This window comes from Acinetobacter sp. YH12219, assembly GCF_013417875.1.
Lineage (GTDB): Bacteria > Pseudomonadota > Gammaproteobacteria > Pseudomonadales > Moraxellaceae > Acinetobacter > Acinetobacter amyesii.
Genome location: NZ_VPDC01000007.1, coordinates 60,895 through 80,305 on the forward strand (window position 1 = coordinate 60,895; position 19,411 = coordinate 80,305).

Below are 19,411 nucleotides of genomic sequence, written 5' to 3' on the forward strand. Positions count from 1 at the left end.
GATATCCGCTAAAATGAGCCACATTGTTGTATTTATAATCAAACACAAGCAAGTTTATGATTTTTTACTTGCGCTTGAAGCAGATCTTGCTACAATACGCACCATCAAGCGAAATGGGTCGTTAGCTCAGTTGGTAGAGCAGTAGACTTTTAATCTATTGGTCCCGCGTTCGAGTCGCGGACGACCCACCATTTCCTTCGATACCACAAGATGGGTCGTTAGCTCAGTTGGTAGAGCAGTAGACTTTTAATCTATTGGTCCCGCGTTCGAGTCGCGGACGACCCACCATCTTTCTAAAATGCCCGTTTTAGATTACAATCTTGTGCATACCCCCTAAGGGTCGTTAGCTCAGTTGGTAGAGCAGTAGACTTTTAATCTATTGGTCCCGCGTTCGAGTCGCGGACGACCCACCATTCTTTCTTAGGGCTTCTTTCTTCCGGCAGTTGAAGAAAAAGAAACCTGCAGGTTCCGACCAAGACAAACCATCACCATTATTGGTTTTGATTCGCCATTCTCGAAATTTTGCTATAGCGATGTTGCGAAGTATCATTCTTGTCTTGCTAGATGAAGTATTTGACCTGAAAAATTTTAGATAACAAATATTCCCTAGTATTCAAAACTACGCGCTTCGTTTATCTTGCTAAAATTTTAAAATGTTATTTTAAAATTTTCTCAGGGTTGTTAGCTCAGTTGGTAGAGCAGTAGACTCTTAATCTATTGGTCGTGGGTTCGAACCCCACACAACCCACCAATTCTATGTCGTATTAATAATTCAATTTTTTTAGCTAGTTGCATTCGATTAGCCAAGAACTACGAATTTCACGCCGACACTCAAACGCAATTTATAATTTTATTTACTTGATTCGCAGCATTTAATTTGGGTCTTTTACCAAGGTATAGGCATGTTGCGGCTGAGGATAACCCTTGGAAAATAATTCCTGATTTCGATCAACTTCACCTTGACGAATTTTGTCTAAATCCATAGTGATTTTATTTTCATTAATCACGCGATAATAAAAATTCACGCCTTCTTTTCGATGAACCACCAGCTCGGTATGTGCTTCATTGACACTCCACGTATCCTTACGATATTTCACATTAATGCCTGACGTATTGGTTTTTTCAGCAAACACTTTACCAATTTGAATAATACTGCGGTGTACCGTGCCATCTGGTAATAAGTTAAGGATGAACTCTGCATCGCCTTCTGGGCATGGAATAAAACTGTCATCGCATTTTACTTTGGCATGAAAACGTCCAATAAAAATTTTGGCATGCTCAGGAACAGGAGCTGACTTTATTTCATCGTCATTCGGCAATGTCGCCTGCCCTGCCACTTGGGTTAATTTTTTTCCATGATCTTGCTTCGCTTGAACTTCCGATGCGACAGTTGATGCCGAACTTTCACCCTTTTCCGCTGCGGGTTGAGGCGTTGGACTACAACCAATAAAAGAGAGGCTGAACACTCCTGCAAACACTGAAAGATATGCAAATTTCATCAAAAAAGGTGAAGCCGATGTTTTCATATAATGTGCCAAGACCAATCATTCATTGGTTTTTTCAGTTCTTGCTGACTTAATATTGTAATCAAATAATCAACGCTGTATACATATATTTGCGATATATGTTATATCATATCTCATTGTTATCGTTGATATTTAATTAACACTCAAGCTATTTTAAAGGCAAACTAATCAAACCAATTCTTCAAATTACATAACTTTACTTAATTTTTTTCTGCACCCTTTAAATCGCAAAGCTTGTCACCATTTCTATAATATGAATTTGGAAATATTCAAATTTATTCTTTTTTGAAGGAGACCTGAATGGCCAATGTTGGTTTATATCGCTCAAACCGCTCTAACATGATTGCTGGTGTGATGGGGGGTATTGCTGAACGTTTTGGTTGGAACGCAAATTTACTGCGTATTATTTTTATCTTTGTATCATGCTTAAGCGCAGCCTTTCCCGGTATTTTGGTGTACTTGGTTTTATGGTTAGTCATGCCTAAAGCACAAGATAACTTTTTCCGTACCAATGGCTATTCAGACCCTATTCGTACTGTGAATGATGACAGACGTTAAAGTCCTTTGACCCAGTTTGGTCGCTACGGTTTCTCCCCCAAGATTCCGTAGCTTTTTTTTTGCCTACATATTGGCAAAACCATATTTAAGTCTGATGAATTTAAATCAAAGTTTAAGGCTTAAGATTTTGTTTGCTGATTTAGCTGTTGATATAAGGCGGCAATCATATCGGCACGGCTAATCATTCCCACCAACCGTTTTTGCTCAACAACTGGAATATAATTAAAAGATCTTTCCACAAAATATGGCACTAAATCTTGAATGGGTTGATCCGGCTGCACGGTCACCACTTTGGGATTCATAATTTGATAAACGTGATTTTCCCAACTGGCTTTGGGGTCTGCGGCACGTTTAAACCATTCCACTACATCATATAAAGCCAAATTTCCCACCAAGCGATCCAGATCACTCACCACTGGCAAACTCATCAAATTGACTTGTTTAAACTTTTCCAATGCTGACTGAATATCATCTTCTGCACGCAAGCTAATCACTTGCTGGCTCATGAGATCACGACAATGAAACTGGCTTAGACCACGACGACTAGCTAACTGCTGTGCTTCTAAAATGATTTTTTGTAGGTCGTATTCACTGATATCGAGTAACTGACTTTGCTGTTCTAAGACTTGCTGAATATCCGCAGGTTGAATCGACACTTTTTGTGTCGGTGTTGGATCTGTCGTCCGTGTATTAACTTGTGCTTTTTGTGGATACTGCTTACCTAGTAATCGGTTATAAATAATAGCAACCACCATCAAGAGGACCGAATTTAAAAGCACTGGATAGAAGAGAAAGGCGTAGCCTAAATCATGGACTGCCTCTCCGCCTAATACCGCGGTAATCGCTACTGCCCCACTCGGTGGATGCAATGAGTCCGTGGTCATCATTAAGATAATCGCTAATGCAACTGCGATACTAAAAGCTTCGGTTAAATTAGGAATATACATCGCACAAGTCACGCCAATCAAAGCCGCAAGACTATTACCGACCACCATATTCCACGGCTGTGCCAAAGGACTAGCAGGTACAGCAAAGAGCAGCACAGACGATGCGCCCATCGGGGCGATATACCATGCATTTAAGTCACCTAGCGCTAACCAACTAATCAGCGAAGAAATACTCAAGCCAAGCAAAGCACCTACCCCACATAGGATGCGATCTTTTAATGGTAAAACTTTAAAGTTGGGTTTAAGCGTATTAAGCCAAGCTGATTTTGCGTGAAACACGAGATACCTTGTTTGTTGTTTTGCGAGATGTGGCAATTATAAAGCCATGCAAGCAATAAGATGTATTCAACTTACATCTTTATCTTATAAATTTTACTTTTGATTCTTTTGAATGATGTATACGCCGCTTACTTGCGTAGTTTTATCCCAAGAAATGAGCCTAAAATTCTCATTATATGTTACTGATAATTAAAATAAAAAATCTATCAGCGCTCACATCTGTACTCACTAAAACAAAGGAACATTTAGGCGGTCAGCTTATTCATCTTGATCAATTAAATCTTCACTGCCATAAATAATTTTCTGAGCTGTTTCATCATACACAATAGGAAACCATTCATAATAAGCCGAAGGGATTCGTTCAACTCGAATACGTCCAATCACATAATTATGCCCACCCAATAAATCAACTGTGAATCGAGCTGGACGAGCGATAACTAGCTGTGAATTATGATCAATGACGAGCTCAGTTTTTCCCTGTTCTACAGCGGTGGTAAACCGTCCGTGAATAGGTGAGTCAAAAGCCATTCCTCGTGTGACTTTTCGAGTCCCCTGCTGACCATTGACCTCAAGCAAAAGACCTTCGCTCATTTGATACTTTGAGCTGACCACTAACTGCTGTTTAATCACCTTCTTACATTCTGCGTTGCAAGAATTTGTAATAGTCGCAATTTTTGAAGCGTGAAGTGATGAATCTGAATACAAAGCTACAGGCGTCGTACTACAGGCAGATAGCACCATACTTATCACAATAAAAGACTTCTTAAACATTGTTATCGCTCATCATTCAATTTATTCATCCACTTTATGCCACAAGTAACTTCGTTTTTATTCTGTACAATAGGAAAATATAAAATTCTGCGCATCATTAAAACATCAAAGCTTGATTCAAGAATGATTAACCCTTTGCCACACACCCCCAAAATCCTTATAATTGAGCACAATTTTTATCTAATTTTAAGTGGATGACCATGAGTCGCGCCATATCGCATATTGATACCTTCCAAGGCTTAATTCTTGCCTTACAAAACTACTGGGCTGAACAAGGTTGTGTAGTGTTACAACCTTACGATATGGAAATGGGTGCAGGTACTTTCCACACTGCAACTTTCCTACGTGCTTTAGGCCCTGAAACTTGGAACGCGGCTTATGTTCAGCCTTCTCGTCGTCCTAAAGATGGCCGTTATGGTGAGAACCCAAACCGCCTACAACACTACTACCAATTCCAAGTCGTGTTGAAGCCAAACCCAGACAACATCCAACAGTTGTACTTAGATTCATTAAAAGCCATTGGTATTGATACCCTTGTTCACGACATTCGTTTCGTGGAAGACAACTGGGAATCTCCAACACTTGGCGCATGGGGCTTAGGTTGGGAAGTTTGGTTAAACGGTATGGAAGTGACTCAGTTCACTTACTTCCAACAAGTCGGTGGTGTTGAATGCTACCCTGTAACTGGCGAAATCACTTACGGTCTTGAACGTCTTGCGATGTACTTGCAAGGTGTAGACTCAGTTTACGACTTGGTTTGGACCAAAGGTCAATTCGGTACAGTAACTTATGGCGACGTGTTCCACCAAAATGAAGTTGAACAATCAACTTATAACTTCGAATATGCCAACGTTGAAAAAATGTTTGAGCTATTTGACTTCTATGAAGCTGAAGCAACTCGCTTGATGGAAGCGGAACTTCCACTGCCTGCATACGAACAAGTGATTAAAGCATCTCATAGCTTTAACTTGCTTGATGCACGTGGCGCAATTTCAGTAACTGAACGTCAACGTTATATTTTACGTGTACGTACATTGGCTCGTGCGATTGCCCAAAGTTATGTCGCTGCACGTGCGAAGCTGGGCTTCCCAATGGCAGAACCTGCTTTACGTGACGAAGTATTAGCTCAGTTAAAAGCACAAGTTGAAGCGGAAGCAAAAGTAGAATCTAAGGAGAGCAAATAATGTCTAAACATACAGTATTGTTCGAATTAGGCTGCGAAGAACTTCCACCAAAAAGCTTAAAAAAATTACGTGATGCGCTTCATGCAGAAACGGTAAAAGGTTTAAAAGACGCAGGTCTAGCATTCGATTCAATCGAAGCATATGCAGCACCACGTCGCCTTGCATTGAAAATTGTCAATGTAGACGGTGCACAAGCAGACACACAAAAACGTTTTGATGGCCCTGCTAAACAAGCAGCGTTTGATGCTGAAGGTAAACCAACTAAAGCTTTAGAAGGCTTTATGCGTGGTCAAGGCATCACGGTTGATCAAGTATCGACTTTCCAAGCGGGTAAAGTTGAAAAAGTGTGCTACTTAAAAGATGTGAAAGGTCAAAGCCTTGATGTGTTTTTACCGCAAATTTTACAACACGCTTTAGATAACCTCCCTATCGCAAAACGCATGCGTTCTGCGGCAAGCCGTACTGAGTTTGTACGTCCTGTAAAATGGGTTGTTTTGTTGAAAGACAGTGATGTAATTGAAGCAACCATTCAGGATCACCAAGCAGGTAACGTGACTTATGGTCACCGTTTCCATGCTCCTGAAGCAATTACACTTGCAAATGCCGATGCTTATCTTGATGCCCTGCGTACTGCAAAAGTGATTGCAAACTTTGAAGAGCGCCAAGCCATCATCGACCAACAAGTGAAAGCTTTGGCTGATGAAGTAAATGCCATTGCGATTGTCCCTGCGGACTTACGTGACGAAGTAACAGCATTGGTTGAATGGCCAGTTGCGCTTCGTGCAAGCTTTGAAGAACGCTTCCTTGCTGTTCCTCAAGAAGCACTCATCACGACGATGCAGGACAACCAAAAGTACTTCTGTTTAGTGAATAGCGACAATAAACTTCAACCGTACTTCATTACTGTGTCAAACATTGAGTCGAAAGATCCGTCTCAAATTATTGAAGGTAACGAAAAAGTTGTACGTCCACGTTTGTCAGATGCTGAATTCTTCTTCTTACAAGACCAAAAGCAACCGCTTGCATCTCGTAAAGAGAAACTTGCAAACATGGTGTTCCAAGCAGAACTTGGCACACTATGGAACAAGTCTGAACGTATCGCGACTTTGGCTGTTGCACTTTCTGCAATCACTGGGGCAAACCCAGCAGATGCTGAGAAAGCTGCACTCCTTGCAAAATGCGACTTAACCTCTGAGTTGGTGGGTGAATTCCCAGAGCTTCAAGGTATTGCGGGTACTTACTACGCACGTATTGAAGGCGAAAATGATGAAGTGGCACAAGCTTTAGGTGAACAATACTTACCTAAATTTGCAGGTGACGTTTTACCAAAAACCAAGACAGGTACAACGCTTGCACTTGCTGACCGTTTAGATACATTGACAGGTATTTTTGGTATTGGTCAGGCGCCAACAGGTTCTAAAGACCCATTTGCACTACGTCGTTCTGCGATTGGTATTTTGCGTCTTGTGACTGAAAATGATTTAGATGTTTCGATTGAAGATCTAATCAAACTTGCACTTGCTGCTTATGGCGATGTATTAAAAGATCACGATAAAACTTTAGCGGATGCTGTTGCATTCCTTGAAGGTCGTTACCGTGCGAAATACGAAGACCAAGGCGTGGCTGTAGATGTGATTCAAGCTGTTCAAGCACTTTCTCCAAAATCGCCACTTGATTTTGATAAACGTGTAAATGCGGTAAATCATTTCCGTGACTTACCTGAAGCTGCTGCACTTGCTGCTGCAAACAAACGTGTTGCAAACATTCTAGCGAAAGAAGCTGCTCCTGAAGGTGCTGTGGTTGAAGCGAACTTGGTTGAAGATGCTGAAAAAGCATTATTCGCTGAACTTGCGAAAATCACGCCTGTGGTTGAGCCATTATTTGTTGCCAAAGACTACACTGCAGCATTGTCTGCGCTTGCAGCGCTGCGTGCGCCAATTGATGCCTTCTTTGATGGTGTCATGGTGATGGCAGATGATGCTGACCTAAAAGCGAACCGTTTACGTATGCTTGCACAGCTTCGTGACTTGTTCACGAAAGTGGCTGATATTTCAGTGTTACAGCACTAAGTTCTGATTTAAATAAAAAAACCCGCTTTAAAGCGGGTTTTTTTAATATTCGTAAACAGGAAATATTGATCTCATTTTAATTAAATCTTTATCTGCAATCAAAATTCCTAAACTATATTTAGCTCTTGTCAAACCAACATAAAATTTTGACTGTGTTTGCTGCTCAAAGCTGATCTTATCGTCCTTAAACCATTCAATCATTTGCTTAGTTGGATAAAGTATAACTCTTTCAAAAGTTAGACCTTTACTTGAGCCTATATTCATTGCTGGGTACAGAGCATTCACTTTTTTACTTCTTGCATCCCATCTCAGCTGAGTAGGGGCGTATTTTTCTAGATAACTTAAATGTTTAGATTCAGGAATATAAAAAATCCCTAAATGTTCAATATGTGAATCATTACAACACTCACAACTTTCCGATGGAGCAAATTCTGGAAATAACTGTGATGATATCTGGCAAATGATTTGCTCATTTCTATGTGATTTACATAATGTCACTTCATCAATTTCACAGATACCATTTAGATGCTCTAAAAAGTAGTTTTTAATCTTACCTTTCGAATATTTTTCATATTTCTGTGAATGATGGGTACTGTATGTAGTTTGACGAGGATCACCAACGGCTATTACATTTTTAAAAAATGAATATATATTTTCAACAATATCAAGATCATACCCTGCCAAATCTTGAATTTCATCAATAAAAATATAGCTATAAATCTTTGCCAATCTTTGAAAAATTAATTCATGATCCTTTTCATAAATTCTAACTATCAATTTAGAAATTTTATCTGAATATATTGATAGATTTGAATCAAAAAAATAGTTAAGAAAATCTTTTTCGCCCCAATATATAGGGCGACCTTTCAACTTATATTTGAGACCAGACTGCCCTTCTGTCCAATAATTAAATCCTATCTTTTTTCCAAAAAGATTGTCATTCAAAACACATTGATACGGTTTTAAACAATCCTGTAAAAGAAATGAGAACCACCCTTTAATGTGAATATTGTTTGGAATAAATCCATTTATTTCTACAAATTTCTTTTTAATTTCACGAACATTCTCATCAGTAAATGTTGTGATTAAGACTTTCTTATCATGTATCTTAAGTGCTTCTATAACTAAAAATGTTGTTTTACCAGCACCAGCTGCTGCAATCATTAGTTTTTTCATTCATTGCACCATTCAACAACTTCTTTAATGTACTTCGGATATTCAAAAAACTCATTAGATTCAAATATTTTTAAAGCCCAATCTGTCTTTGCATTAATCATAAAATTCTTTATATCATCAAAAGTTTGTGCCCCAGCATAATCAATAACCTTACACAACTTTGAGTAATCACTACTATTAGCATCTATGAACTGAGGCTCTAATGTATTTAAACATTCTCGTGGATCAGCACTAATTTTTATGTGGCCAATATTCAAATAATCTTTATATTTATTAGTGATTTTTTCTTGATATTTCCCATCATTATCCGTAATAACAGCGACTGGCTTTTCAACTAATTTAGCTACTTCTAAAAACCTTTTAAAAGCCAAACCTGCCACACTAATTACATCAACATCATCTTCGATTGGTAATCTTCCTGAATTTTTATCCATATAAACTCGTTGGAATATCAACTCATCAGATGGTCCTTCAACTAATACAGCTTTTTTACACAAAACTAATCTGAGTGTGTTGTAACCAGCTAGTTTTTGAAAATATTGATACGTATCAGATGGTAAGTCTCTAAAAAATTTGGTTTTCTTATTATCAATGAGGATCAAATTTTCTAGTCCTAGTTTATTTGCTACAAAACTACTATGAGTAGAAATTATAATTTGCTTACCATCCTTTTTATTTTTAATCTGATTTATTAACGAATTCAGTTTTGTATGTGAGAGATGATTTTCAGGTTCTTCTATTAAAATTAAATTTTTGTCTTTATCATGTGAATGAGCCAATGCAAGATTTGTTTTTACTATACATTGCTCACCCTTTCCAATTTGATCAAAAGGCACATTATTAAAATTTGTTGTTAGTTGACTTTCCCATGAGTTATTTGAACTAAGATCAACAGTAATTGATAACTGTTTTTCTGAAATTTCAGCACCAGCTGTAATTTTTGAATTTAAATCAACAACATTAGTATCCTCATTAAAGTTTTGCTTTAATTTACGATAAGATTGTGCAAGTCCGATTTGCTCTGTTTTACTTAAATTATCTTTAATGATTTTTGATAAGTAAATATCCGAACCATTTTTAATTTTTGTAGTTGATGAATCTATAAGCACAGATTTAATAGGAATTACCCTACTAATCACTGTCTTTCTTGCAAAAGATTGCCAATCAATATGAAAATATTCTATTGGTAAAGATGTTTGTTCATCTGGCAATTTAATTAAATCTTGATATAAATCCGAATATGTATCATCAAGCTTAATTTCGAAGCGAATGCCTTGAGCTTTAGAATTTGCATCTGAATTAAAAGAGCCCTCGAACTCTGCCAACTCATCATTAGATTGAAAATATACTTCAATCAATAACTCAGGCAATTTGGTAGTTTTATCAGTTTTAATCTTTGTTAAATATTCATTTACAATTTCATAATTAAATAAATATTGATGAAAATCATGCTTTAAATAGCGCCCATCTAAAATTCCTGATAGACATAAATGTATAGCCTCAAGAATAGTGGACTTACCTGCTTCATTGTCTCCGACGAGGATATTTAATCCTTCATTGAAGGTAATAACCGTACGCTCTTTAAAGCTTTTGTAATTCTGAAGCACCAGTTTTTCTATTTTCATTACACTCCCCGATATAATTTTAAAAAACAAATTGTTATAAGATAAATTATGATTATTTTTATCAGAAGTTTTACTTTTTTTCCATATATACATCAAGCTATGGTCAATTACCTCTCAAATCCCTATACTCAAACCAACAACACTCAACAAGAATGAAACTTATGAAATTGAAAGCATTCCTTTTGACTGGTCTTGCGGGTATAACACTTTCTGCATGTACATCTGCACCAACGATTCCACAACTTGAAACAGGTGTATTACAAGAAGTTCAAAACATTGATGTCTACCCAGATACCACAGATAACAAAGCAAAACTGACTAAATTTGTAGATAAATGCGTGATTGAATTTACAGGCAATTTAGAAGAAGCAAAATCGGTTGAACAATGGTCATTTAAGGGCTTAACCCTAATTTCAGGTGGTACAGCAACCTTTGCCAAAGATGGTACAAGTTCAGCGCACAATTTTGATTTAAATGCGGCGGATGTACAAAAGAACTTCCTTGCATTACGCGGTCATTTTGCAAAAGATGCGCTTACACAATGTGAATAAATAATAAAAACCATATCTCCAAAATGGAGGTATGGTTTCATTTTTCCTTGAATCTTGAACAATAATTCGTTCAAACCCATAATTTTTAATCATGAAAATCGTAACTAGAACCACACCACAGCAACGCGCAAAACACACATAAGCCACTGTATTTTCATAAAATTACAATACTGCATTAACTTAACCAAGTTTCCACATTTCAAACTTCCGCGTATCTGAGCTGTTATCGCATTGTGTGACTTATCGCACAAAACCACTTTTTGCTTTTTTTTACTCTTAAGATGTCCTCTGCTCCAAAAGCGCTAATGCTGAGTGCAACAGCAGCGTTCAATAAAAGAGGACAAATGCAAAGATGAAACCTTTATTTAAAACAACACTGATCACCGCAGCATTATTCGCAACCACTCCATTATTTGCGAACACCGCAGTAGAAGCCAATGCGAAAGTTGAAACACAGCAACCATCTGTACTGCAAAATCTAAAACAAGACATTAATCAGTCTGCGCATGCAGCCGGTGAGAAAGCCGGTGAGAAAATTGAAAAAGGCGTCGATAAGACCAAAACCTTCACCCAAGAAAAATGGCAAGACACCAAAGAATTCAGTGCTGACAAAAAGCAAGATGCAAAAAATACATGGGCTGACCTAAAACAGTCTAAAGATGAAAAGTCAGATGCAGCGAAAGCCAAGATCGATGCCAAGGCTGAGCAAAATAAAGCTAAGCTTGATAAGCGCAAAGCACAGCTCGATGAAAAAGCTGCAAAAGACAAAGCAAAACTCGATGAACGTAAAAGCAATGTCGACAATAAAGTTGATCAAACCAAGAGCTATTTAGGTGAAAAAGCTCAGGAAGGTCGCCAATTTGCCAGTGAAAAATGGCAACAAACCAAGGCGAATTTCCAAAAAGGTCAAGAAGCCAATGTGAGTGGCAGTAGCAATGTACAGTTGCAAACGCCTGTCGCACAAGCTGAAGTCCATAGCTCACATGAAGCCAGCTTAGGTGCTCACAAATAAATAAACTGGCTTTCATACCCTCTCCTCCAGAGAGTAGGCTCACCCTTCGGTGGGCCTTTTTTACCTTATGCAAAATACAAACGTGTACAAAGCTGTCATTTGCTGTATTGATTTTGCTACGGCAAGTTTTTTTCGCTGCAATTTTTCCTATAATGCGTTAAAACCGTTCATCAGATAGAAAATCTATAAAATTCAGAGGTGAAGCTGTGAAGATTTCATTAAAAGCAACGTTATGCCTAAGCTTAATATTCACGACACCCATGCTTTGGGCACAAGAAAACACAACAGCGCAAAGTACTGAGCAACAAGCGAAAAAACCTGTGAGCCCTTATGGTGATAATCCAAATTTATTGCATGTGTGGGCCTATAAAGCCCAAGAAGGCGTGGTCGGTGCTGCTAAAAATATTGGTGAAATGACTGAACGCGGAATTTCTAAAATTAAGCCTTCGGTTGACCAAGCTTGGGACAATACGAAAACTGCTACTCAAAATACAGTGCAACAGGTTGATCAGGGCGCACAGCAAGCCACTCAAAACGTCAATGAAAAATTGAAACAAACCCGTGAAAATATTACAGGTAAAACCAACCAACCTGCACCCATTAGCCAACAGTCGTTGAGTGAACCGTCTTCAGGCAATACAATCAATACGGCTCCAAGCAATAATGCGGGGCAAAATAACAATCAATATCCACAAAGTAGTTATCCATCGAGTTCGACTTCTACGACGTATCCAGTGACTGATTTATAATTTAACACTACATTTAAAAGCTCAACTTTGGTTGGGCTTTTTTAAAACCAAAATTGAATGCCTTGGGTCTTTGGCCTATGCCTATAAAAACAATGAATTAATGAGAAAAAAATGCGAATTTTATTTGGTATCTTGCTTGGTATTCTGCTCTGCGTTGGCTCTGTGATTGGCTTACAACGTTTTCCACAATTGTTGAAAAGTTATCCACAGTTGCAGACTATTTTTCCCCAATTGTACGATTCATACCAATATAACCATGATGCCGAAGGTAAATTATTACAAACCTTAGAGATGCTAGATGACGAAGAATACAAATCGACTGAAGGCAATGAAGCGACACTGTATCAACTTGATGGTCAATGCAAAATAAACCTCTATGTTTTTGGAGAATCTAATCAATCCCTAACAAGTTATTATTTTCACAATGATCAGATTTTACGTGCCTATGAGACAAATTTGATCTACCCAAATGGTAGTTTTAATCCTGTACCCAATACCAAAGAGCCTTTTAAACTCGAAAAAAGTTATTTACGAATCATGATGCCAAACAATATCAAGACTGAACTTGAATTTGAGCGGATCAAAAATCATTTCAATGCTAAATTTTTGAAAAAATGCTGAAATTTAATTATTAAATTAAGCATTAAGCATTAAGCATTAGGCTTGAGATATCGCCTACGCACAAACGATGCAGTACAGATTTGAATAAGCATCAACAGGCAAAATGGATAGTCAACCCAGACTGATAAACGATCAATATGCGCAACCTCTCCAAAGACGGAAAAATAGACCTGTCCCACAATAATAGGCGCCAAGACGAAATGCGCAATAAAAAATACCGAAACCAGCACAACTTGTAAGGTCGGCATAAATTTATGAACTTCAAAATCGGGGTTCTGGAATAAATAATTTTCACTGATATTTAGTACATAACTGTACCATGCCCAAGAGATGCATGCGGTAAAGAGAATCAGCATGCAAAATAATCTTAAACTTTTTTATTGGCAAGATCGACCTGCATAGACATCCCTATTTATATAGAGCTTTGTTCAAAAATAAGGTTCCTTAAACTCGTTTTAATTCACCTGCCGAATGACCATCCCCGCTTTAAAGGCTTCTACATTTTCCACCAATTGCTGCACAATGCGTTGTCGCGCATCGACGCTTCCCCATGCACTATGTGGGGTAATGATTAAATTTGGAATACTTGGGTCGAGCAGCACATTACCCTGCTTGGGTGGCTCAACTGTCAAGACATCGGTTGCTGCACCTGCAATCTTTCCTGATCTTAATGCCTCGGCTAATGCAGTTTCATTGACAACACCACCTCGTGCGCAATTGATCACAAAGGCCGATGCTTTCATTTGAGCCAAGCTTTCATGATTAAGTAAATCACGGGTCTCCTCTGTTAAAGGACAATGCAAACTGAGAAAATCGACCTGCGCTAACATCTCAGAAAATGCCACACGCTCAGCCGCCATGGGGCGATTCGGGAGCGCACCAATCATAATTTTCATGCCAAACGCTTTAGCCAAATGGGCCACGGCTTGCCCCAATTCGCCATAGCCGACAATCCCCAAAGTCTTACCAGCCAGCTCAATAATTGGAAAATCCAGTAAGCAGAACTGATCTGCTTTTTGCCAATCTCCCTGTTGGACCGCCCGATCATACTGTCGAAATGATGTCGCCAAGTTCAACATTAACATCAAGGTATGCTGTGCAACCGCAGCGGTGCCATAAGCTTGGCAATTACACACCACGATGCCTTGTTGCTGTGCGTGTACAAGGTCAACGTTATTGGTGCCAGTAGCAGAAATCAAGATCAGTTTTAATTGCGGATTGAGCTGCATGTACTCAGCATTGATGTGTACTTTATTGCTGATAATCACATCAGCCTCTTGTATGCGCTGAGCAACCTCTGCAGCCGTTGTTACGGGATAGAGCGTCAAGTCATCAAACTGTGCTTCTAGTCCGCTAAAATCTAAGTCCTGTTTATCTAGAGACTGATAATCTAGAAATACCGCTTTCATGGCTGCTTCCCTTCTGGCCGATTATAAAAATTCGATTGTGGATGATTAAAACCTGTGATGCACCAAAGTGCAATCGAACAGCATATAAAAAAACCCGCTATTTCGCGGGTTTATCGAGATGATGTTGCAATGAATTTCGAATTTTGAGTATGACATAAATGGTCAGTATCGTAAGTAACAACATATTGCTGCTAAAAATCAGTATGCTTGAACTAACCCCCTGTGCATAGGCTGAACCCATGGTCAGCACTAAGATGAATAATACAGCAAGCATCTGTTTTGAATGCATACTGATACCCCTCGTATTCCTCATGATGTTTTAGGTAGTATGATTGTTTTTTATACTACCTTTCTCTCATCATAATCTCTTCCTACAAATTAGCAAGCTTTGGATTTTCAACCCAATGTCGAGCTTAAATTTGTTCGGGTTGCACCACGAACTGACAAGATGCATCGGCATTTTCCACAAAGAAAACTTGACCAAATTCATCACTACTCAAACGCAGTTCTTTATAGTTCAGCGTGTAATAGCCCACATATTTCTGCATTAAAATCGGATGCATACCAGTCGCAAGCTCATCTTGAGCTAAGACCAATTTCATTACCTGACGGTCATTCATCACCACCATGTAACGCTCATCTTGGACTTGTACGTATACCAGGCCTGTGCCCTTCGGCTGCAAAGGGATCAAAAACTTGTGATTCAGTGCAATCACACCGGCTGCATAGCTTTCAATTTTTTGGCTAATCACGTTAAACACTAAACCATGATCAAACTGGTCGAGTAACAGGTTACGATTATCCTGTGGCACAAAAGTTGTGATCCCCAACTTTTGCAGATCTTGCTCACTGACTTGTTTGTTATTAAATAATACTCGTAATAAGGTCTGCTTTTGTTTGGCATCAAAAAATTGTGGATCAAGCTGAAACGAATTACTTTTTAAAATTTCACCCAAGGCATCTCGATGGCGAGTCAGTAAATTTTCGATGACTTTTCGATAGTAGAATTTACTGTTTTTCTTAACCCGACGCATTTTTTGATAAAAATACGGTGCATCAAATGGATGTCTCAAGAAATCATTTAACAGTTCTGAACTCGCCAATACCGCAATGGCATCATGCCCTGTAAACGGCAGATGCAACACATGCACATGCGGAATTAAAGCCTGTAGTTTTTCAAAGTGCGCGCGATCTTCTGGACAATAAGGATCATACACCACGATATATTCGTGTGTAGTCGAGACGTCTTCAGCAAGTACCCGCATATTGGCATGCAGATTAGGTTGAAAGAACATGCCATAGCGTGTATCGACAATGTCTTCAGGGTCTATGGAGTACTGCGGCACCATGCTCACTACGCGCTGGAATCCAAATAAATTGGCATACTTAATGGCTGCATAGCCACCCATGGAACCACCATAAGCAATTCGCAACTCAAATTGCTCGAGGATCGGCTTGATGGCTTGATACATCGGTTGCATTGATGATGCTGGAAACCACGATTTTTGTTTCGGCATCACACCGATCACATTAAAATCATATTTTTGCAAAGACTTCTCGGCATTGATGCTCAAGCCCTTGGCACGGGTAATCAAATCACCGAAGGAGAAAATAAGCTCACGAGAACTGCCAGGCTGAAAAATGACACGAATTTGATCATCTTCAAAAATGATGTGCTTTTCCATTGTACTTTGCTCCAGTCCTTGTTGCGTCACGCTTTTCCTTCCTTGTTGCATTCAAAGTTTATCTTGTTCCGAATATGCTATTTTATAGAGGCCATACAGATTAAAAAGTGCAGAATATGACACATTCAATACATCCTGCCGCACAACAAGGCTTTAGCTCTGCAGCTGAACTCTATCAACAAGCCCGCCCTGACTACCCGATTGAAATCAGTGCGTGGCTACAACAACATTTAGCTTTAGCCCCTCAAGCCCATCTGGTGGACTTAGGCTCAGGTACAGGCAAATTTCTCGAGTATATTCGCCCACTCAGTGAAAATATCACCGCGATCGAACCTGTGCATGAAATGCTACAACAATTGCAGAAAAAACATCCGCATATTGCAACTTTAGCCGCCCAAAGTGATCAGATTCCACTGCATGATCATTCTGTGGCAGCGGTATTTTGTGCCCAATCTTTTCATTGGTTTGCCACCCCTGAAACCCTCAATGAAATCAGTCGTATCTTAGTTCCCAATGGGGATCTTGTATTGATTTGGAACCAACGTGATATTCAAGTCAATTGGGTCAAACAACTCGCTGATGTCTTGAGTGAACTCGAAGGTGACACACCACGTTATCATAGTGGGCAATGGCAAAAAGTGTTTGAGCAGCAGCAAGTGTTCAAATTAATTGCCGAAACCACCTTTCAACAATTGCATCATGGTACAGTGGAACACGTGGTTTCCAAAAGATTATTGTCCACCAGTTTTATTGCAGCGCTAAGCACGGATGAACAACAAAAACTGAAACAACAATTTGAAAATATCGTGGCTGAATCAACCCAAAAGACTGCACAGGATTTGATTGATTTCCCCTATATCACGCATGTCTATATCTTTAGAAAAACACATTAGGACACGATTATGCTCTTGCCAATCTCTTTAAAAAAACTCAGTGTCATCTTCCTCATGGGTACGGTGCTAGGACTCACTGCATGTGAAAAATCATCAAAAACGCTGGAACAAAATAGTGAAATCAGTTCCGATGATCAAATCATGAAAGAACTGAATAGTGATCCTATTAAAAACTTTGCCAAGACCCCAGATGACCTACACGACCTCACGCTACTGACGCAATATGACGAGAGCTTTAGTCAAATTAGCGATGAGATGGAAGATGAGCTGATGAAACTGCGTGAGGAAGGCAAACTCACTGATGAATTTGCCACACAGCGTAAGCGTGACAACATCCAGTCGGCGCTGAATATGCTCAAAGAACTCGAAATGAAAACTGAGCAAGGCCGTTATATTCAAGGTTTGATGTATCAGTACTGGGACAATCAATCACAAATTTATCGTGAGAAAAATCAAGCAGCCGATGGTGAGTTAAAAAATCCTAGTGATAGTGTCAAAGGTCTCGGTCAGTTTATTCATGCACAAGAACAATTGGGACATTGGCAGGAACAATATCCCGAGCTTAAACATCCTGCTCAAGCTCAATAAATTAAAAGTCGAAAAATGACTTAAACAAAAAGGGTTCCACGTGAACCTTTTTATTTAGAAATACAACGCAAAAAAATTAAGGACGCTCTGCATATTGCGGTAAATCATCATGAATGCTTTCCCATTCTGCTTTCGAGCTGACGAATATATGGCAGACTGGTACTTGCTGTATGGGTGTATCCAGTGTTCCTATACGTAAGCGGTAATAATCAGGCGTTTCAGCCTTTATACTGATGATCGGCGAACCACACTCACTACAAAAACAGCGCTGTGTGGTAGCGGTAGACGCATACTGTTTCAGAAACTGCTCACCGGCTACAATTTTAAAATCTGCTTTAGCAATCGGGGCATTGGTCGCAAATGCTGTACCATTGGCTTTGCGGCACCGAGAACAATGGCATTGCATGATCTCACCGACCGGACCATTGATCTCATAACAAACCGCTCCACACAAACAGCTTCCGGTATATTGTTCTTGTACGCGCATAGTGGTCTTTCTTAGAAGAATTTCATCTCAAAATATCACAACTCCTCAGCAAGATTGTGACAATTTGAAGCGCTTAGTTCTGCAAAGAAATCAGATAGTTTTGAACCCCTTCACCCGCTGCACGACCGGTCGCAAGGCATGCTGTTAGCAAATAGCCTCCTGTAGGCGCATCCCAATCCAACATTTCTCCGCAGACAAATACAAAAGGATTGCTCTTCAATTGTAAGCCATCATTTAGGACTGAACGCTTCACACCACCCGCGCAGCTAATCGCCTCATCTATCGGGCGAAATCCGTCAAGTTGAATATTTAAGTGTTTAATTTTCGCAGCAAGTATAGCCGGCTCATGCCAAAAAGATTTATCCACCAGTTCACGGACCAGTGCAGCTTTCGCCACATCTAAACCGGCTTTACGCCAAACATTGGTTAAAGATTGCTTTTTCGAAGGCTGTAATTTCTTAGCCAATTGTTCAACACTTTGATCTGGCAATAAGTCCAAAGTCAGCTGCATGGGCTGAGCAGATTTCACCTGTTGACGCAAAGCACGACCTTGTTTGTAGATCAATCCACTTTCCAGTCCATAGTGTGAAATGATGATATCACCTTGGGTCGGCTCGGCTTGCTCGACCCATGCATTGACCCGCTTTAAAGGCTGTCCAAACACGGGCTGCATAAACTTCGACCAAACGCGTTCCACACCGGCATTACTGGCCTGAAAAGCTTCAATGCTCTCAGGCTGAAGCCATTTTTGCCATGCGCCATCACTGCCTAAACGTGACCAAGACACAGCCCCACATGCCATAATAATTACATCAAAGCCAAACGCTTGGCTTGATCCATCAACAAGGTTTTGAATCGTTAGCTGATTAGAGCGTAAATCCAAAACTTGATGTCGATAATGAAACTGCACCCCGTCTAAACTGAGGCGTTTTAACCAGGCACGAAGCAAAGGCGCAGCTTTCATTTCAATAGGAAAGACCCGACCAGATGAACCTATATAGGTTTCAATGCCCAGCCCCATCATCCATTGTTGAATCCATGCTGCATCCCACTGCTTAACCCATGGACTCAGCCATTCCACTTGATCATAGCGCTGTACAAATTGCTCAACGGGTTCTGCATGCGAAATATTCAGCCCCGTCTTGCCCGCCATTAGAAATTTACGGGCTGCCGATGGTTTTTGCTCATAAACATGAATGTCATAGTCAAATTGGCTAAGCACTTCCGCTGCCATCAATCCCGCAGGACCTGCCCCAATGATTGCAATACGCTGAGTCATGC

General features: G+C 39.6%; 20 protein-coding genes and 4 tRNA genes. 13 read left to right on the forward strand and 11 right to left on the reverse strand.

What is annotated here, in order from left to right; all coding sequences use genetic code 11:
• Positions 1-115: 115 nt before the first annotated feature.
• From FTV04_RS05955 to FTV04_RS05970, 4 genes are all read left to right on the forward strand, one after another.
• A tRNA-Lys gene (locus FTV04_RS05955) sits at positions 116-191 on the forward strand.
• Between the two features lie 21 nt (positions 192-212).
• A tRNA-Lys gene (locus tag FTV04_RS05960) sits at positions 213-288 on the forward strand.
• 49 nt (positions 289-337) lie between these two features.
• Positions 338-413, forward strand: a tRNA-Lys gene (locus tag FTV04_RS05965).
• Between the two features lie 262 nt (positions 414-675).
• Positions 676-751 (forward strand) — tRNA-Lys (locus FTV04_RS05970).
• Between the two features lie 121 nt (positions 752-872).
• Here the strand turns inward: FTV04_RS05970 and FTV04_RS05975 are convergent.
• Positions 873-1,526, reverse strand: a complete 654-nt coding sequence (locus FTV04_RS05975; protein WP_257220973.1) for a hypothetical protein — start codon at positions 1,524-1,526, stop codon at positions 873-875.
• Positions 1,527-1,826: 300 nt separating this feature from the next.
• Between FTV04_RS05975 and FTV04_RS05980 the strand changes: the two genes are divergently transcribed.
• Complete coding sequence (locus tag FTV04_RS05980) at positions 1,827-2,084, forward strand: PspC domain-containing protein (RefSeq protein ID WP_078189754.1); 258 nt, start codon at positions 1,827-1,829, stop codon at positions 2,082-2,084.
• Positions 2,085-2,203: 119 nt separating this feature from the next.
• Here the strand turns inward: FTV04_RS05980 and FTV04_RS05985 are convergent, their stop codons facing one another.
• On the reverse strand, positions 2,204-3,310 hold the full coding sequence (locus tag FTV04_RS05985) for an HPP family protein (protein ID WP_180048808.1): 1,107 nt from the start codon (positions 3,308-3,310) through the stop codon (positions 2,204-2,206).
• Between the two features lie 258 nt (positions 3,311-3,568).
• Positions 3,569-4,081 carry a hypothetical protein gene (locus tag FTV04_RS05990; RefSeq protein WP_180089023.1) on the reverse strand — a complete coding sequence of 171 codons (513 nt, stop codon included), beginning with the start codon at positions 4,079-4,081 and terminating at the stop codon, positions 3,569-3,571.
• A 200-nt stretch (positions 4,082-4,281) separates the two neighbouring features.
• Between FTV04_RS05990 and glyQ the strand changes: the two genes are divergently transcribed.
• Positions 4,282-5,265, forward strand: a complete 984-nt coding sequence (glyQ, locus tag FTV04_RS05995) for a glycine--tRNA ligase subunit alpha (protein WP_078192785.1) — start codon at positions 4,282-4,284, stop codon at positions 5,263-5,265.
• Complete coding sequence (gene glyS, locus FTV04_RS06000) at positions 5,265-7,334, forward strand: glycine--tRNA ligase subunit beta (RefSeq protein WP_180089024.1); 2,070 nt, start codon at positions 5,265-5,267, stop codon at positions 7,332-7,334. The genes glyQ and glyS overlap by 1 nt, the downstream gene beginning before the upstream one ends.
• A gap of 42 nt (positions 7,335-7,376) precedes the next feature.
• Here the strand turns inward: glyS and FTV04_RS06005 are convergent, their stop codons facing one another.
• A complete protein-coding gene (locus FTV04_RS06005; RefSeq protein WP_180089025.1) occupies positions 7,377-8,510 on the reverse strand; it encodes a UvrD-helicase domain-containing protein in 1,134 nt (377 codons plus the stop codon).
• Positions 8,507-10,135 (reverse strand): ATP-dependent endonuclease, encoded by a 1,629-nt coding sequence (locus FTV04_RS06010; RefSeq protein ID WP_180089026.1) that lies wholly within the window; start codon positions 10,133-10,135, stop codon positions 8,507-8,509. The genes FTV04_RS06005 and FTV04_RS06010 overlap by 4 nt, the downstream gene beginning before the upstream one ends.
• Before the next feature lie 161 nt (positions 10,136-10,296).
• Here FTV04_RS06010 and FTV04_RS06015 point away from each other — a divergent pair, with 161 nt between their 5' ends.
• From FTV04_RS06015 to FTV04_RS06030, 4 genes are all read left to right on the forward strand, one after another.
• Complete coding sequence (locus FTV04_RS06015; protein WP_078192789.1) at positions 10,297-10,686, forward strand: hypothetical protein; 390 nt, start codon at positions 10,297-10,299, stop codon at positions 10,684-10,686.
• A 352-nt stretch (positions 10,687-11,038) separates the two neighbouring features.
• Positions 11,039-11,698: a hypothetical protein gene (locus tag FTV04_RS06020; RefSeq protein WP_180089027.1), complete on the forward strand. Its 660-nt coding sequence runs from the start codon at positions 11,039-11,041 to the stop codon at positions 11,696-11,698.
• 260 nt (positions 11,699-11,958) lie between these two features.
• On the forward strand, positions 11,959-12,447 hold the full coding sequence (locus FTV04_RS06025; protein ID WP_180089042.1) for a hypothetical protein: 489 nt from the start codon (positions 11,959-11,961) through the stop codon (positions 12,445-12,447).
• A 111-nt stretch (positions 12,448-12,558) separates the two neighbouring features.
• Positions 12,559-13,068 (forward strand): hypothetical protein, encoded by a 510-nt coding sequence (locus tag FTV04_RS06030; RefSeq protein WP_180089028.1) that lies wholly within the window; start codon positions 12,559-12,561, stop codon positions 13,066-13,068.
• Between the two features lie 29 nt (positions 13,069-13,097).
• Here the strand turns inward: FTV04_RS06030 and FTV04_RS06035 are convergent, their stop codons facing one another.
• The 4 genes from FTV04_RS06035 to FTV04_RS06050 all read right to left on the reverse strand — a co-directional run bounded on the left by FTV04_RS06035 (position 13,098) and on the right by FTV04_RS06050 (position 16,162).
• On the reverse strand, positions 13,098-13,424 hold the full coding sequence (locus FTV04_RS06035) for a hypothetical protein (RefSeq protein ID WP_180089029.1): 327 nt from the start codon (positions 13,422-13,424) through the stop codon (positions 13,098-13,100).
• Positions 13,425-13,523: 99 nt separating this feature from the next.
• Positions 13,524-14,477: a 2-hydroxyacid dehydrogenase gene (locus tag FTV04_RS06040; RefSeq protein WP_180089030.1), complete on the reverse strand. Its 954-nt coding sequence runs from the start codon at positions 14,475-14,477 to the stop codon at positions 13,524-13,526.
• 97 nt (positions 14,478-14,574) lie between these two features.
• A complete protein-coding gene (locus FTV04_RS06045) occupies positions 14,575-14,766 on the reverse strand; it encodes a hypothetical protein (RefSeq protein ID WP_180089031.1) in 192 nt (63 codons plus the stop codon).
• 124 nt (positions 14,767-14,890) lie between these two features.
• Positions 14,891-16,162 (reverse strand): alpha/beta fold hydrolase, encoded by a 1,272-nt coding sequence (locus tag FTV04_RS06050; protein WP_180089043.1) that lies wholly within the window; start codon positions 16,160-16,162, stop codon positions 14,891-14,893.
• A gap of 116 nt (positions 16,163-16,278) precedes the next feature.
• On the opposite strand from FTV04_RS06050, the gene FTV04_RS06055 reads away from it, so the two are divergent.
• Entirely contained in the window at positions 16,279-17,055 is a 777-nt protein-coding gene (locus FTV04_RS06055; protein ID WP_180089032.1) for a class I SAM-dependent methyltransferase, read from the forward strand.
• A 9-nt stretch (positions 17,056-17,064) separates the two neighbouring features.
• Positions 17,065-17,643 (forward strand): hypothetical protein, encoded by a 579-nt coding sequence (locus tag FTV04_RS06060; protein ID WP_180089033.1) that lies wholly within the window; start codon positions 17,065-17,067, stop codon positions 17,641-17,643.
• Between the two features lie 76 nt (positions 17,644-17,719).
• Here FTV04_RS06060 and FTV04_RS06065 read toward each other — a convergent pair whose 3' ends face one another.
• Both FTV04_RS06065 and FTV04_RS06070 read right to left on the reverse strand, forming a co-directional pair.
• Positions 17,720-18,130, reverse strand: coding sequence for a GFA family protein (locus FTV04_RS06065; RefSeq protein WP_180089034.1), 411 nt, complete (start codon positions 18,128-18,130; stop codon positions 17,720-17,722).
• A 73-nt stretch (positions 18,131-18,203) separates the two neighbouring features.
• Positions 18,204-19,409, reverse strand: coding sequence for a TIGR03862 family flavoprotein (locus tag FTV04_RS06070; RefSeq protein WP_180089035.1), 1,206 nt, complete (start codon positions 19,407-19,409; stop codon positions 18,204-18,206).
• Between the last annotated feature and the right edge of the window lie 2 nt (positions 19,410-19,411).

Bases quoted from the DNA above. Each gene is read 5' to 3' on its own strand.
- FTV04_RS05975 (WP_257220973.1), bottom strand. From the start codon at position 1,526: ATGAAAACATCGGCTTCACCTTTTTTGATGAAATTTGCATATCTTTCA.
- FTV04_RS05980 (WP_078189754.1), top strand. From the start codon at position 1,827: ATGGCCAATGTTGGTTTATATCGCTCAAACCGCTCTAACATGATTGCT.
- FTV04_RS05990 (WP_180089023.1), bottom strand. From the start codon at position 4,081: ATGTTTAAGAAGTCTTTTATTGTGATAAGTATGGTGCTATCTGCCTGT.
- glyQ (WP_078192785.1), top strand. From the start codon at position 4,282: ATGAGTCGCGCCATATCGCATATTGATACCTTCCAAGGCTTAATTCTT.
- glyS (WP_180089024.1), top strand. From the start codon at position 5,265: ATGTCTAAACATACAGTATTGTTCGAATTAGGCTGCGAAGAACTTCCA.
- FTV04_RS06005 (WP_180089025.1), bottom strand. From the start codon at position 8,510: ATGAAAAAACTAATGATTGCAGCAGCTGGTGCTGGTAAAACAACATTT.
- FTV04_RS06010 (WP_180089026.1), bottom strand. From the start codon at position 10,135: ATGAAAATAGAAAAACTGGTGCTTCAGAATTACAAAAGCTTTAAAGAG.
- FTV04_RS06015 (WP_078192789.1), top strand. From the start codon at position 10,297: ATGAAATTGAAAGCATTCCTTTTGACTGGTCTTGCGGGTATAACACTT.
- FTV04_RS06020 (WP_180089027.1), top strand. From the start codon at position 11,039: ATGAAACCTTTATTTAAAACAACACTGATCACCGCAGCATTATTCGCA.
- FTV04_RS06025 (WP_180089042.1), top strand. From the start codon at position 11,959: ATGCTTTGGGCACAAGAAAACACAACAGCGCAAAGTACTGAGCAACAA.
- FTV04_RS06030 (WP_180089028.1), top strand. From the start codon at position 12,559: ATGCGAATTTTATTTGGTATCTTGCTTGGTATTCTGCTCTGCGTTGGC.
- FTV04_RS06035 (WP_180089029.1), bottom strand. From the start codon at position 13,424: ATGCTGATTCTCTTTACCGCATGCATCTCTTGGGCATGGTACAGTTAT.
- FTV04_RS06040 (WP_180089030.1), bottom strand. From the start codon at position 14,477: ATGAAAGCGGTATTTCTAGATTATCAGTCTCTAGATAAACAGGACTTA.
- FTV04_RS06045 (WP_180089031.1), bottom strand. From the start codon at position 14,766: ATGCATTCAAAACAGATGCTTGCTGTATTATTCATCTTAGTGCTGACC.
- FTV04_RS06050 (WP_180089043.1), bottom strand. From the start codon at position 16,162: ATGGAAAAGCACATCATTTTTGAAGATGATCAAATTCGTGTCATTTTT.
- FTV04_RS06055 (WP_180089032.1), top strand. From the start codon at position 16,279: ATGACACATTCAATACATCCTGCCGCACAACAAGGCTTTAGCTCTGCA.
- FTV04_RS06060 (WP_180089033.1), top strand. From the start codon at position 17,065: ATGCTCTTGCCAATCTCTTTAAAAAAACTCAGTGTCATCTTCCTCATG.
- FTV04_RS06065 (WP_180089034.1), bottom strand. From the start codon at position 18,130: ATGCGCGTACAAGAACAATATACCGGAAGCTGTTTGTGTGGAGCGGTT.
- FTV04_RS06070 (WP_180089035.1), bottom strand. From the start codon at position 19,409: ATGACTCAGCGTATTGCAATCATTGGGGCAGGTCCTGCGGGATTGATG.